The organism is Caproiciproducens sp. LBM24188 (genome assembly GCF_054130445.1).
Genome location: NZ_CP196862.1, coordinates 1276266 through 1291676, shown reverse-complemented (window position 1 = coordinate 1291676; position 15411 = coordinate 1276266). Strand labels below are relative to the sequence as shown.

The window sequence follows — 15411 nt, the reverse complement described above, 5'->3', positions numbered from 1 at the left end:
TGGGAAATTTCTTCTATGGTAAATTTATTGACAAATTATTACTCAATTATTTATAATCTATTAATAAAGAAAGAGGGGAATTCAATGAGGAAAATCACAGTAAACTTTTTAGCAGTAATTTTATCACTCGTTTTAGTATCGCAATCTTTCACAACAGTAGCCTTCGCGGCAGAAAAATCATTATTTACAACAGACACCCCCTACAGCAGAAACGTAGATGAACCTGACGAGAATTCTGCGAGTGATTCCGGCCATTCACCAGAATTAAAAGACTCGGGAGATCATTCTGCTCCACAAATCGTTGCGGAAGTTCCCGAAAGGCGAACAGAAACCACGAAAACGTTCTTAATGAGCGACGGTTCCTATATGCTGGCGGCATATAATGAGCCGGTTCATTATAAGGACAGTGGCGACGAATGGCAAGATATTGATAACACTTTGAGTGTTGAAAATCCAACTGAGCCAACTGATACTCAGCAATTGGAAACTACAGCAGGAGTGAACCGAATCAGTCTTGCCAGAACAATAAAACCGGAAAAAACAGTTTCGCTTCAGGCTGGAGACCATACTATCAGCTGGGGCATAGACGATGCTAATAAGACCGAGTCTGTGGTCGATCCACAAAACGCGGACGAGGTTGAGCCAGAAGAAAATCATAACGATCAGTTTTTAAAGCTGAAAAAAGTTAACAGTGAGGTCGTTTATCGCAACGCATTCCCCAACGTCGACCTGCAGTACTTTGTATCTTCGGGTTCAGTGAAAGAAAACATTATTCTGAATTCAAGGGACGCTCAGAAGCAATTTTCAGAAACTTATCAAATAGATAATTTGGTAGCAAAGCAGGTTAATGATAAAACCATCAATCTGTATGAGCCTGATGACACCAAGTTTGAAAAAGCGATTTATACGATCAGCGCTCCGCAGATGAGCGATGCAAACGGGGATATCAGCGATGATTTATCAATATCGATTATTAGCAAGAGCCAAGGTGTCTTAAAGATTGCTTTAGAAGCAAGCGATGAATGGCTCTCTGATGCCGGCAGGACATACCCGGTGACGATTGACCCACAGGTGGAAACTCCGAAGACTGCGTCCGGTATCCGTGATACTTTTATCAGTTCCGGATATGGATATAATAATCAGGCCGGAATCAGCAACACAATGGGTACCCTTTATATCGGAAATGAAACGGCCAATTATAACCTGTGCAGAATATTGGTCAACTTCACTCTGCCCCAGTTTAATAAAGGCGACATGATTGTTGGCGCGCAACTCAACCTTGCGCAGAGGCCGACCGGGTTGGATCCATCAACAGCTACTATGCAGATTAATGCGTATGAAATGAATTCGGCATGGAATGAAAAAACGGTTACTTGGAACAATTCATTCGATGCTGTGAAATCAGCTGTTGCCGGGCCGGTGCTGGACTATTTTAATGTTTCGCAGTCTACCGCCAACACTTACAACGCATGGGACATCACGAAACTGGTAAAGAAGTGGTATAGCGGCGCATCCACCAACAACGGGATCGTTCTGAAAGCAGAGAATGAAACAGCAGCGGCAAGAAACGTATACTATGCATCAAACTATCCGAATGGAGATGCTGCATACCCCTATTTAATCATTAACTTTGTAAACAATGCCGGTTTGGAAAGCTACTGGTCTTATCATAGCCAGTCCGCGGGTCGTGCCGGTACAGGCTCTGTGAACGATTACACGGGAAATCTCGTTTATTCCGTTCCCATCATGAATACAACGGGAGAGCGTGCCCCATTGGATTTCTCCATTGTATATAACGGTTATCAGACAGGCGACCATTATCAGGATAATCAGCGCGGGCTCATTTATGGCTGGGGCTGGCAAGGGAACCTCAGCCAGCGATTGGATCCAATCACCGAAAGCTCCGGTACAAACGACACGGAAAAGGCAAAATACAAATTGCTGGCTTCGTTTGGGTATAAATACGTTTATCAAGATGAAGACGGAACAGAGCACTATTTCATCACCGATCCCCAGAATTCAGCTAAGGTGATTGATGAAGACGGTCTTGGAATGGAAGTTACCAAGAACGGTACGGCAGATGATTACTATACAATCACTTACTCTGACGGGTCAAAAAAGAGCTTTACAAGCAGCGGGTATTTACGGTCGATTTCAGACAGCGAGGGGAATTCGCTGAAGCTTTCGTATTACGGCGCCTATTTGACCCAAGTTGAGGACGGAGCCGGGCGGATTACAAAGATTGACCGGTCAGAGTATGGCTCGATTACGGGAGTTACTGGCCCAGACGGTAAACAAACGACTTTTAACTATTACGGGGGAAATCTGACATCGATTACTTACCCCGATGACAAAAGCATTCAATTTACCTATAACGCGAACAATCAGATTGAAAAAGCAATCAATGTAGATGGCACTTATGTGAAATACACCTATTTTCCCGGCTCAAACCCCATGGTTCAAAACCGTGTAGATACGGTAGCCGAGTATTCAGCTGGCGGAGTAGTCGGAAATACAGTTTCCTTCAGCTACAACAACGATAACAGTACCACGTTCCAGTACATAAAATCGGGTCAAACAAAAGCACAGGCTCAAACCGAAACTTATAATTTCGACAATGTCGGCAGAACAATCAGCGTCGTTAATATGGACGGTTCAGCAGGAAACTATAAGTACACAGATACATCGACAAAGGACGCAACCGCGAATAAAATGACCCAGCAGGCGGCGACAAGCGCTCCTGTGAGCAATTTGCTGCTGGACAACAACGCGGAACTGAACAACGCTACTTGGGCAGGCTCTAACTGGTCAACGCCGGGCGGCACGTTCAGTGTGGACAGCACAGTGGCGTATTTAGGAACAAAGTCCCTAAAAATTACACAAAATCAAACAAGTCCGGCACGCAGCGGAGCGGTACAAAAACTAACCAATCTCACTCCGGGTACAGTTTATACTTTGTCCGCTTATGAAAAAACAAGCGGTGTAACAATGGGACAGGGTGCGAACCTTTACGTGTCGTTTTTCAACGGAAGTACAAGTCTTGGAACCGTCAACGGAAAAGGGCTTTCCGGAGATAACGATTGGCAGCGTAACTCCGTTACGTTTACAGTTCCCACGGGAACAACCAGAACAGAGGTATACTGCGGTTTAAGCTATGCCAACGGAACGGCTTGGTTCGACTGCCTGCAGCTGGAAACCGGAAGCGTCATGAACCTTTACAATATGCTGGAAAACAGTGATTTTCGGTATAGCACCAACTACTTGCCCGATCGCTGGAGCGTGACGAACTTTGAGTCCGGAGACGGTATGTCCGGCGGTCAGGTTAGAATTGCAGGCAATCCAAAACTCAACAAAAACATTTATCAGAATGTGTACATCAATAAACCGGCCAATAGCATTGCCTTCGTTGTTTCAGGACAGTCTACGGGGAGCTCTGTACCAACGCATCGCGATGGCCGGTACTACGCCATCGACGTTGGCATGTATTTTACGGATGGAACTTCTCAGTGGGAAAGTATCATCGATTTCAATCCCGACGCCAATGGGACACAGTACACGAGCGGTGCTGTAGCGGCTTCAAAGGTGAATCAAAATAAAACCATTTCCAGGCTGGAGTATTACGTTATCTACTACAAAAATGCCAATGAAGCGAAATTCAAGTTTTTGCAGTTGAACATGGATGAAACGGCGACAAACTACGCGTATGACGCCAAAACCGGAAAGCTGGTTTCTTCCACTCAGAACGCCAAAAACACCGGAACTTATGCTTACTCGGACGCGAAGGAACTGACCAGCGCGACAACCAGCAATGACGCGGCGGGCTTTAGTCAGAATTACACCTATACCTATGACACAAATAACAAGCATCGGCTGACTGCTTCCCGCTCCAGCCAGACAGGAATCGGATTTGCTTTTGGATATGACTCTTATGGGAATGTGACCGATACCCAAATGGGCACGGTCAGTACCACCGGTACGCTCGACACATCTCAGCCCTATCTGGAAAGCACACAGACCTATACCGATGACGGGAACTATGTGAAGGAAGCCACAGACCAACGGGGAAATACCACTTCTTATGATGTGGATCCGGTAACCGGACTCACAAATTCCGTCGAAGATCCTAATGGCGGAACTACGGAGTACAGTTACAATGAAGATACCAATCTTCTGGAGTCTGTGCGAAGTGAAAACGGCGGGCAAACGGTTGAAAATTTATACGCCTATGATGAGGCCGACAGGCTCAACAAAATTACCCACAACGGGTTTGACTACACCTTCGCACGGGACGGCTTCGGGAATACCACCATCATCAATGTAGGCAGCCAAAACCTGATTACCAATATTTTTGCATCAGGCAATGGCAACCTTCTTTCCGCGAATTATGGCAATGGATTTAAGCTGGGGTACTTCTATGACGGCTATGACCGTGTTACCTCTGTAACGAAGAACGGCGCGACAGCATATTTGTACACTTATGATGCACGGGGTAATCTCGCAAAACTGACAGATCGAACCGGCGGTTCCGATTTGGTAACTGATTATTCATACGATGTCGGTGACCGGTTGATTAAGAAATCCACATCCGATGGTTCGACGATTCAGTACTCTTACGACAATATGAACCGCAACACCGTCACCCGCTATACTTTTGCCGATCAGAGCAAAACCAGCTCATACGTTCCTGGAGTTGACAACCGAAAGAGCGAGGCGAATCTGCTGTCCGGCGGTAGAGTAACCTATACATATGATGAATTAAACCGTGAAGTCGTAACCGATACGAACACGATACCCCGGCAAGAACCAACGTTTCGCCTGCAGCGCAGTTATGTTGATGTAGACGGTGATGCGAACAGGACAACCAGTCTGGTCAAAACACTCTATAATTACAAGCATGTGGGTGCTTCAGACACGACGCTCGCCAAGTACAGCTACACCTATGACAATAACGGAAACATCAGCACGGTCACGGATAAGGACAATAAAGTTACCACCTATGCCTACGACAAGCTCAACCAGCTGATTCGTGCAGATGATGAAAAGGCGAACAAAAGCACAGCTTACAGCTATGATGCTGGCGGGAATATCACCAATGTGAGCACCTACGCCTACACTGCCGCTTCCAGCTCATTGGGTGAAGCGACAAAGAGCGTTAATTATGAATACGGTAATGAAAACTGGAAAGACCTTTTAACCAGCTATGATGGTCAATCCATTACTTATGACGCAATTGGCAACCCCCTCACCTATCGTGATGGCATGAATTTCACATGGGAAGGCCACCAGTTAAAAACCGCAGTTGCCAACGGTAAAAACATAAGCTATACTTACAACAGTGACGGCATTCGCATCGGCAAGACAGTTGACGGCACAGCAACGAAATACTTTGTTGACGGCAGCACGGTGCTTGCCCAGCAGACCGGAAGCGATGTCCTTTGGTTCCTGTACGAGAGCGACGGCACACGGGTAGGCTTCACCTACAATGGCGCTTCCTACTACTACACGAAGAACGCGCAGGGCGATGTGACGGGTATCACGGACAGCAACGCCAATTTAGTAGTCGAGTACAGCTATGACGCTTGGGGCAGGCTGCTCAGTACCACAGGCTCCATGGCGGACACCATTGGCAAGATTAATCCGTTCCTGTACCGTGGGTACTACTATGATGCCGAAAGTGGATTGTATTACCTCAACAGCAGATATTATGACCCGCAGACGGGACGTATGATAAACGCAGATCATATTGATACCTTGACATCAAGTCCTACGTCTTCTACGGATAAAAATTTATTCAGCTATTGTGATAATGATCCCGTCAACCGTATAGATCAAGAAGGAAGTTTCTGGAATATAATTGCAGGTGCTGCAATAGGGGCTCTTGTTGGGGGCATAAGTCAAGTTGCTTCCAATTGGATAACCGGAAATAAGTTGAATGACGGATTAGGAGTAGCAATGGTCACGGGAGCATTAACAGGAGCATTGGCAGCAACCGGCGTTGGCCTTATAGGGATGATTGTTGGTGGCGCAGCTATTTCAATGGCCGGTAATGCAGCCAATCAAATCATCAAAAACAAAGGACTATCTAAATTTGATGCAGGAGACATGGTTTATGATGGTGCAGTTGGCGCTGCGACTGGCGCGCTTGGTGGTGCTGGAAAGGGGTCTAAAAATCTTACGAATCTTGGAAAGCAAACTATAAAGCGTACTGCGAACACTTTGAAATACAAAGGGGTGTCTGCTACCATAAAAGAATTACCCAAAATTACCAGTTACTATGCAAAGAACACCAGCTATTTTTATAAACCCCTAACAAAAAGTGCGTTGCCAGACACGCTCATATCAATTGGTACAACCTACACTACGGAAAAATTAAAACAAAAACTTAGTACAATAGGGTGGTAATATGGAAGATGAATTTATAGTTGTTCTGAGCATGTTAGCATTAACGATTTTTTTTTTAAGATGGATATATTGGAGTGTAATAGATTTCCAATTGAATAAAAAAACAAGAAAAGAGCGGAAAAAAGGGCAAACATTTAAGGAATGGCTTTTATATAGCCGGTATCGAAAAGAGATTCCCAAACCGCTACTTTATTTGTATTTTGGCGTATGGATTTCCCATAGTATATTTCTTGCATTTATACCAATATGTTATTATTTTATGAATTCATATTATCATTTCGTGATTAGTGCCACTGAGGTTATTATAATGGGAGATGTATCAATTTTGGGTATACTCAATTTTGCTTTTAGAGGAAGAAAGGATGGTAGAACATATGTAAACGTTGGTAGGTGGTTTAAAAAGGGTAAGCATTAGGTTGCATCAATTTGCTCATCAATGAAACTTGATCGCTCTATGTGGCTTTGAAGAAATAGCACTCTTGATACTTACGTACCATTCAAAAGCCTTGTTTAGATCTTTATCGATTTAAGCAAGGCTTAACTCATTAAAGGAGGAAATCCAATGCCCGGCGCAAGACTTATATTAAACGCCCGATACTTTCATATTGCCAAAGTGGGAGAAAAGGCAGACGGAAAACATGTCATGACAAAGGACGCAGCGATGGGCCTGGTCAATTATGTTGGCACGCGGGAAAGCGTGGTGCTGAACATGCCGAAGCAGCATTCTATGGATGACGAAAATATTACTGCTCTGAATTTGGACCCGCTGAATCTGAAAACTGAGGTTGCTGCGCGACCGGCTACGCATAAGCAGATGAAATTGCTGGCTGAACTTCTCCATGAGTTTCCAGAAGCAAAACAGAGTTTGGAATATCAGGACTTCAAAGCAAACCCAACCATCGGCAACGCGACGGAACTAATCTCCCACGCTGCAGAGTTTGGATTGGGGTTTGCAGTGGATTTAGGCAGGGCAAAAAATTTAGTTGAGTATGTCGGGAAGCGACCCGGAGTAGACCGTGTTGGGGAACACGGTCTTTTTTCTTCTGCTCCGGAAGTGGATATTAAAAAGGCTCAAGAAGAAATTGCAAACTGCAAGGGAAACATCTGGACGCATGTCATTTCCCTGCGACGAGAAGATGCAGATGCACTTGGGTATGATACTCAGAAGCCGTGGCGCGATCTCATAATGCAAAAGATTGACATCATCGCAAAGGCTTCCAACATTCCGGTATCGGAACTGCACTGGTACGCCGGGATGCACAACACTACACACCATCCCCACATTCATCTGCTTGTATTTTCAGACAATCCCAAATCCGGGAAACTTACCCGGGAGGGAATCAATCAAATGAAATCCGAATTTTCCGAAGTGATCTTCGCGGATGAGCGCCATCACATCTATGAACATAAAGATGAAATGCGCGAGGGAATTAAAAAACAAGTGGATGAAATTCTTTCCGAGATTACGCGAAATGCCGAAAGGCAGTTCAGTGACAAAGAAATGGACACGCTCTGTAATAAGCTGTTGCAGTTGGGGAATGTTCTGAAGAACCGCCCTGGGAAACTACAATACGGCTGGATCAAAGATTTTCAGCTCCGCCGCCAGATTAATGACATCATGGCTGATTTAGGAAAGACACCGGCGATTCAGGAACTTTACCGTCTTTACTGCGAGGACCACAAAGAGCTGCAGGGAATGTATCGAAATAATCCAAAGGATATTGGTCCTCTTGAAAGACAATCCGAATTTCAGGTTATTCGAAACAAGATTATTCGTGAAGCTGTGAACTTGGCCCGAGCGCACGAATCGTCCCTTTCTTCCCCGCTTTCTTACGAATCTCTCTGTGCCCCCCTGCCATCTGAAAAACTGGATTGTTTGCCGGCGGATTATGAACAGTCAGCAAACTGGGACGTCCAGGACGACTTTGAACCGGTAGAACAATGCAGCTCTGCCGAGCAACGATTCCGCGATTGTTGGAACAAAGCAGTGAATGGTGCAGCAAAATCCGGATATGAACTGGCGAAAGCCCGGTATGAGCTGGCCCGGATGTACTTTTATGGAAAAGGCGTAGAACAGGACTATGGACAGGCCATGATGTGGTACGGCCTTGCTGCCGAAAGCGGTCATTCCTTTGCAAAATATGAGCTTGGGAAAATGTATCTTTATGGAATCGGTATTGACATGGACATGGAACTCGGCAAGGAATACTGTCTGGAGGCTTACTGGGATTTCCGGCACTCCGTGGAAAAGGCATACGGGCTGGATATTGGACAATACGTGGAAGATGGAACAGTGTTTGAGGAAGGTTACTCCGGTTGTAAGGACGCAGCCTACCTTCTGTACTGTTTGGGTCGGATGGAACACTCCGGGGAGGGTATCGACCGGAATTACGAGAAGGCATTCCGGTGGTACCGGTTGGCAGCACAGGGTGGTCATATCCATTCCAATTACTGTATGGCACAAATGTATTACGGTGGTGAGGGCGTTCCACAGGATTACTCTGAAGCGCTGCACTGCTACAAAGCAGCCGCAGAAGGTAAAGACCGGTACGCCTATTATGCGCTCGGAAGAATGTTTGACACCGGCACCGGCGTGGAACAGAACCGCTCTGCAGCTGCAAGCTGGTTTACATTGGCGTCAAAAGAAAATGTTCCCTATGCCGATTACCGTTTGGCGCAGATGTGTGCGGCCGGACAGGGCATGGAACAAGATACGGAGTTATCCGGTATTCTCTACCGCAAAGCACTGGAAGAATTTTTAGAGCAGGAGAAGCGGCAGCCGAATGCCGCTGATGAATTACGAATTGCTGGGATGTATCTGCATGGGTTAGGTGTAGATGTTAATCCCAAGGAAGCGGCGAAATGGCTGGAGCTGTGCGCGGAAAAGGAAGACCCGCACGCACAGTATCAGCTTGCTCGGATGTTGCAAACCGGCGATGGCGTCATGAAGAACGAAAACCGAGCCGGTGAATTTTACACTAAGGCTTTTCAAGCCTTTGTAAAACTTAATCACGAAGAACCGGATGACGCGTTACAGTATAAAATCGGAATCATGCTGGAATTCGGGCTGGGTGTAAAACGCGACGTTACCGCAGCCAAAGAGTGGTATCGAATGGCTGCGGATTCAGGAAATGAATCCGCAGCGGAGCGGTTGAATCAGATCCATGCCATGGAAACCGGCATGGCGGTCAACTCTGTGCTGAGTCTGTTTCGGGCACTCAGCCAAAGCATGGGTGACAGCATTAAAGACAGCACAACACACAAGTATCGGCAGGACCGCAAGCTGCTGCAAAAACAGCGTGAGCGGAAGATAGAACATGGACACAAATACGATGACCAGGAGCAGGCTATGTAGAGGAGGATTGAAATGTCAAAGTATGTGGAGTTTACCCAGGAGGAAATTGACCGCGCTGCCCACACGGATATCAAGTCATTTCTGGAAGCAAAGGGCGAAAAGGTTCTGCGGAGCGGAAGTGAGTGGATGTGGGCCGCGAATCCAAGTGTGAAGATTCGCGGCCATGTTTTTTGTGAACACGCCACCGGTGAAGGCGGAACCGCCATTGATTTTCTCTGTACCTTCTACAACTGCCGGTTTCCGGACGCGGTCCTAACCCTGCTGGGGGAAGATTATAACGGAGTAAGGTTACACCGAAACACGGCTCCGCCACCGGAGCGGAAACCGTTCAAACTGCCGCAGAAAAGCCGGAATATGAAACGGCTCTATGCGTATCTGATGCAGGAACGAAAAATCGACCCAGATATCATTTCCTTCTTTGTCCACCAGCGAAGCCTGTATGAAAGCAGCAATACTCACAATGCCGTATTCGTCGGGTATGACAGGATTGGAAAGGCCCGGTCGGCACACGAAAAGGGGACACTTTCTGACCGACCGTATCGGCGTGACGTACCAGGTTCATCGAAGGACTATTTTTTCAACTATTCTGGCGGTTCGGAATGGCTGTTCGTTTTTGAAGCGCCGATTGATCTGATGTCTTTTATCTGTCTGCATAAGGATAAGAACTGGAAAAAACACAACTACCTAGCTTTAGGCGGGCTGAGCGACCGTGCTCTGGCCCGCTTTTTGTCTGAATATTCTAATATCCGAAAGATTGTATTCTGTTTGGACAACGACGCAAACGCGAAAAACAAGGACGGTTCTCCTGCCCCAAATCACGGACAGGTGGCTGCAAGGCAATTTTGTCATGATTATGGACAAAAAGGATATGACACCTGCGTAATGGTTCCAGATCTGAAAGATTGGAATGAAGTCCAGAAAAGCAGGAGTCAACAGTGAGATATGAATCAAATCGAGGAGGAATCGATATGCCAAGGAACATCGCTTTCATTATTTCCATGGTGGCGGTAATTTTTATCGTTATTATTATGATTTTGCAAGCGAAACAAGGTTCACTAAATATCAAATCTAAGACCGTTGGCGACGGCCAGTATGGTGACGCGCGGCTAGCGACACAGAAAGAAATCAATGACACCTACCGAGTTATCCCATTCGAGCCGGAAAAGTGGCGCATGGGTATGAATCTTCCTACTTCGGTGGAGTTTTGTGCCGTTTTGGGGTATCTTGGAACCAGAAAACATACCAGTGCAAGAATAGATACATCGGACAGCAACACCATTCTTATCAGTCCGCCGGGCGCAGGAAAAACAACCTGCATCCTTTATCCAAATTTGGAGTTGGCTTGTGCTTCCGGGATGAGTTTTTTGGTAACGGATACGAAAGGGGACGCTTTTCGCGATTACGCCGGAATCGCTCAGAAATATTATCACTATCGCCCCTATGTCATTGATCTGCGAAATCCAACCCGCAGCAACGGCTTTAATCTGCTGCATTTAGTCAACAAGTACATGGACAAATACAAAGCATCTGGCTCTTTAAAAGACAAGGCGCGCGCGGAGCGCTATGCGAAGATTACCGCGCACACCATTGTACATATGGACGGGTTCGACGGCGGCGGACAGAATGCCTTTTTCTACGAAGCCGCCGAAGGGCTGATTGCGTCCACCATACTGCTCGTTTCCGAATTTTGTGCAAAAGGCGAGCGCCATATTGTCAGCGTATTCAAAATCATTCAGGAGTTGCTGCAGACGAAGGCAGTAAAGTCAAAGGCAGATAAAAGTGTTAAGCCCAAGAATGAGTATCAAAAACTCATGGAGCTGCTTCCTCCGGAGCATAAAGCAAAATGGTTGGCCGGAGCTGCTCTGAACACCGCGGAATCCAGTATGCATAGTGTCATGAGTACGGCTATGAGTCGGTTGCTTTCCTTCATTGACAGCGAATTAGAGCAAATCCTTTGCTTTGATTCCTACGTGGATGCAGAGCAGTTCTGCAACGATAAAGTGGCTGTTTTCATTGTATTTCCGGAAGAAGACCCCACGAAGTTTTTTCTCGTCAATTTGTTTGTTTCTGAACTTTACAACGAATGTCTGACCATCGCGAACCAGGATGGAAAAAATAAATTGGACCGGCGTATCCTTTTTTATCTGGACGAAATTGGGACCATGCCGAAATTTGATAATCTGGATCAGATGTTTACGGCCGGGCGGTCCAGAAACATTCTTTTCTTTCCTATGCTGCAATCGGTCGCGCAGTTTGATAAAAAATACGGCCGCGATGGAACAAACATCATTTTGGAAGCCTGCCAGAATGCCTTAGTTGGCGGACAGGCTCCACTATCAAAAAGTGCAAGCGATTTTTCCGATATGCTGGGAAAGATGACGGTTCAGGCGGGAGGCGTTTCCTACAACGGAAACGGGCTGCTTCAGACAAGTTCATCCCAAAATTATCATATGGTATCAAAACCATTGATTAGCGCAAACAAACTTAAAACACTGCCTAAAAATCAATGGGTATTAATGAAAACACATAACCACCCGTTTATAACGACTCTAAAGCGCTATAACGAATGGGGAATTGAACTAAACTGTCCCTATGAAATGCCGGAATTCGCGGCACGCCCTGTGCGCTACGCCAGCAAAGATGAACTATGGGCCGCAGTACTTGCCCAATATCCGCAGAAACGAGAACCGGAGCCGGAAGAAATTCCACTTCCAGAGGAACCTCCCGTTGTGCGGAAGACGCACATTTCGGATGAATTGATATAACCTGAATTGATAAAAGAGGGAACCGACTGAACCGGTTCCCTCTAATTTTATATAAGGAGAATATGCCGTGGAAAACTTTTACCTGTGCAACAGTGCCGCCCTGCAGGCCAACCTCTCAAAATCAGCGTTTAAGGTTTACTCTTTTCTTGCCATGAGTGCAAACAATCGCACCCGTTCCAGCTTCTACAAACGGAGCAGCATCGCGATGCATTGCCATATGAGCGTATCAACGGTGAACCGTGCGGTTCGGGAACTGTGTGGGAAAGGATTGTTGGAAGTGAAACGCAGATTTTTAGAAAAAGGTCAGCAGACTTCCAATGACTATATTCTGATCGACAATCCCCAGCTCACAACAAACGATATTGTGGCTTCTCAGGCCAATCAAACGCAGCCTAAATTTAACTGCGATAATTACACAAAAAAGGCTCAGAACGGCGTTCAGACAAAACTTTGCCTATTCAAATGTAGCCCTGCCGGATTTCAGGTAAAGCTATCGCCATCTGAAATGAAAGTGTATTCCTGTCTGTTTTTTCATGCCGGCCGGTCCGGTCAATGCAAACCATCGAAGAAACGGATCGCCTCCGACTGCAGTATGAGTGTGGCCACGGTTACCAGGGCTATTCGGAAACTGAAAAGCGCAGGCTTAATATCCATTGTCCCGCAGACGCGGATGGAACGTTATGGAAACAATGGAACCAGTGTAAATCTGTACATACTAAATGCTTCAACGGATCGGAAAAAACATTCCAGAAAGCACTTCCCAAGCCTTTGGAAAGTGCTGTTTTATCTTTTTTTCATCCGTTTGACACCCTCCCCCATGTCACCGGTGACACCCCATAGAACTATATCCAGAACAAAGGTTACGTTAAAGCAGAGAAAAGAGTATTTTATCTCTCTATTAGCTAAGTGCTATACAGCGAATATTTATCCGAAATCGTCATGGAAAAGCCAGTTAACCGGAAGGCAACGAAAATTCAGTGACTCCGGATAATATCACAGCTGGGCAATTCTTTTTTCCCTGCTTTAGAACATCTTTGCGAAAAATGAGATTGGAGAGGACAACATGAACGAAATTATTGGACTTCCGGTTCTTGTTTCGGAGCGGCACCGGATTGTGATCAACCGGAGCTTTCGGGATTTGCTGAATATTCCAGAAACCGGGTCCGTACAGGTTATCATTAACCGGAACCGTTTGCAGGTATTTCCCGACGTCGTTGAACTAAAGGGAGGAGTCCGAAAAGATATTAGTGCAGGCAGGTTTAATCTGCCGATGGAGTGGGTTCGGGCAAACGGAGTAGAGGTTGGTGACTACGTCTTTTTGATTGCAGCGGAGGATTGTATTCTCATCTGTCCGTCCGTCAAATTTTCAACTTTTTCTCAGGAGGGCCAATTATGAATTATAGTGGGATAATTACCATGTTGATTTTACTACTCTATTTTGCTAAAATAGAATATGAAAACAAGGGCATAAAATGGGGTAATTCTTTGGATTATGCAGTACTAGGCTCCCTAATTATTGTAGCGTTAGAATTGGGTTTCGAGATCTGGAGAACCTTTAAGGATAGAAATGATTCTCAGTCAGAACACACAAGGATTCAGGATAATGACGACAAGAATAGGGATCTGCTTATTAAGGACCATGAGCGACTAAGTGATAAAATCGACGCGAGCCAAAATCTCATCAGAGAGGGACAAGGACGCATTTCGCAGACAACATCTGAAATACATGCGGCTGTTTCGTCAATTGATAAACAATTAGCTGTAGAAGAAGCCAGAAGAGAGGAACTAATAAATTCCATGACTTCCAACCAGCGTAATCTGCATGATCAAATTAACGCTATTTATGCATTAAATGAGCAATTACCTATCCTGCAACTTGAAAAGCAGCAGATTACCGAAAAATACGAAGCTCTTCTAAAAGAACATAAAGATCTAGAGCATAACTACCACATTCTCCAAATGGAACGCGATGAGTTGCAAAAGAAATATGAGTATCTTTTACAAGGCTTCGAGCAGGAGAAAACTGAGAATTTTACACAGAAGATCGAATAAAAATAACAGAACGAAGCGGAACAGGATTTCCTGCTCCGCCTTTTTATTGAGAGGTTTGATAATTCATGAAATACATTGGAAAAATTATTGGCTATCCGACAAAGCTATTCATCCACAACCGCATTTATATTCCTAAAGAATATTTACACTTTTATGGAATATCGGAAATTAATGACGTGCTGGTCTTTAAAACATCAAAGCAACAGCTTTTTTATCAGCCGGCCTATCTCTGCGAAAAAGGAGTACAGCCGCGCAAATTCTGCTCCATTATCGGTGGGCTTATTACTTTACCCATTTCGTGGGTCAGAGAAAACCAGTTGAAAAATGGAGATATCCTGTTCCTGCTGGGAATGACAGAGGGGATTCTGGTCCTTACGAAATAGGAAACAACCAAAAACGTGGAGCAGCCTTTTCTGCTCCACGTCAACTATGGTTTATTTACCTTGTCCATGTCAGAATTAATCAGATCAACCACATATGTCAATAGTTGGGGTAATCACAACTATTGACATAGAGCCAAAAAAGATCGGAGTAAATCCGATCTATTACACAGTAAACTGTTAAATTTTACCTTGCAATTTTAAATTTCTTGTATTATAATTCTATCTGTGGATAACAAAATAGCATCCACAGGGAACCAACCGTCCAGCAAACGATTGATCCCCATCCGCCATAAGGGTGGACAATACCCATTATGACTTGTGAATGCCGTTTTTGCGCTGTTATTTTAACACGCATTTCGGATACATGTCAAGGTCTGTACCCTTATTGGCCAGTGAGGGTGCAGACTTTTGTTTTTCCACAAAACCCCCACAATGCGATATGCATTGTGTACCT

Annotated in this window: 9 protein-coding genes; all 9 read left to right on the top strand. The window is 45.4% G+C overall.

Going from position 1 to position 15411, the window contains the following annotated elements; genetic code table 11:
* Positions 1-84 precede the first annotated feature (84 nt).
* The 9 genes from ACSVDI_RS06155 to ACSVDI_RS06115 all read left to right on the top strand — a co-directional run bounded on the left by ACSVDI_RS06155 (position 85) and on the right by ACSVDI_RS06115 (position 14957).
* Positions 85-6402 (top strand): DNRLRE domain-containing protein, encoded by a 6318-nt coding sequence (locus ACSVDI_RS06155; RefSeq protein WP_457945427.1) that lies wholly within the window; start codon positions 85-87, stop codon positions 6400-6402.
* Position 6403: 1 nt separating this feature from the next.
* Positions 6404-6817, top strand: a complete 414-nt coding sequence (locus ACSVDI_RS06150) for a hypothetical protein (RefSeq protein WP_457945426.1) — start codon at positions 6404-6406, stop codon at positions 6815-6817.
* Positions 6818-6964: 147 nt separating this feature from the next.
* Positions 6965-9757: a MobP3 family relaxase gene (mobP3, locus tag ACSVDI_RS06145; RefSeq protein WP_457945425.1), complete on the top strand. Its 2793-nt coding sequence runs from the start codon at positions 6965-6967 to the stop codon at positions 9755-9757.
* A gap of 12 nt (positions 9758-9769) precedes the next feature.
* A complete protein-coding gene (locus tag ACSVDI_RS06140) occupies positions 9770-10696 on the top strand; it encodes a DUF3991 domain-containing protein (RefSeq protein ID WP_457945424.1) in 927 nt (308 codons plus the stop codon).
* Positions 10697-10725: 29 nt separating this feature from the next.
* Positions 10726-12522 (top strand): type IV secretory system conjugative DNA transfer family protein, encoded by a 1797-nt coding sequence (locus tag ACSVDI_RS06135; protein ID WP_457945423.1) that lies wholly within the window; start codon positions 10726-10728, stop codon positions 12520-12522.
* 67 nt (positions 12523-12589) lie between these two features.
* Positions 12590-13513, top strand: a complete 924-nt coding sequence (locus ACSVDI_RS06130; protein ID WP_457945422.1) for a helix-turn-helix domain-containing protein — start codon at positions 12590-12592, stop codon at positions 13511-13513.
* 72 nt (positions 13514-13585) lie between these two features.
* The gene (locus ACSVDI_RS06125) at positions 13586-13918 is read left to right on the top strand and encodes an AbrB/MazE/SpoVT family DNA-binding domain-containing protein (protein ID WP_457943357.1); all 333 of its coding nucleotides are present in this window, start codon (positions 13586-13588) and stop codon (positions 13916-13918) included.
* A complete protein-coding gene (locus ACSVDI_RS06120) occupies positions 13915-14574 on the top strand; it encodes a hypothetical protein (RefSeq protein WP_457945421.1) in 660 nt (219 codons plus the stop codon). Before ACSVDI_RS06125 ends, ACSVDI_RS06120 begins: the two co-directional genes overlap by 4 nt.
* A 65-nt stretch (positions 14575-14639) precedes the next feature.
* Positions 14640-14957 (top strand): hypothetical protein, encoded by a 318-nt coding sequence (locus ACSVDI_RS06115; RefSeq protein WP_457945420.1) that lies wholly within the window; start codon positions 14640-14642, stop codon positions 14955-14957.
* Positions 14958-15411: the final 454 nt, after the last annotated feature.

Excerpts from the sequence above, each read along its gene's own strand:
- ACSVDI_RS06150 (WP_457945426.1), top strand. The coding sequence starts at position 6,404 with ATGGAAGATGAATTTATAGTTGTTCTGAGCATGTTAGCATTAACGATT.
- ACSVDI_RS06120 (WP_457945421.1), top strand. The coding sequence starts at position 13,915 with ATGAATTATAGTGGGATAATTACCATGTTGATTTTACTACTCTATTTT.
- ACSVDI_RS06140 (WP_457945424.1), top strand. The coding sequence starts at position 9,770 with ATGTCAAAGTATGTGGAGTTTACCCAGGAGGAAATTGACCGCGCTGCC.
- mobP3 (WP_457945425.1), top strand. The coding sequence starts at position 6,965 with ATGCCCGGCGCAAGACTTATATTAAACGCCCGATACTTTCATATTGCC.
- ACSVDI_RS06115 (WP_457945420.1), top strand. The coding sequence starts at position 14,640 with ATGAAATACATTGGAAAAATTATTGGCTATCCGACAAAGCTATTCATC.
- ACSVDI_RS06135 (WP_457945423.1), top strand. The coding sequence starts at position 10,726 with ATGCCAAGGAACATCGCTTTCATTATTTCCATGGTGGCGGTAATTTTT.
- ACSVDI_RS06155 (WP_457945427.1), top strand. The coding sequence starts at position 85 with ATGAGGAAAATCACAGTAAACTTTTTAGCAGTAATTTTATCACTCGTT.
- ACSVDI_RS06125 (WP_457943357.1), top strand. The coding sequence starts at position 13,586 with ATGAACGAAATTATTGGACTTCCGGTTCTTGTTTCGGAGCGGCACCGG.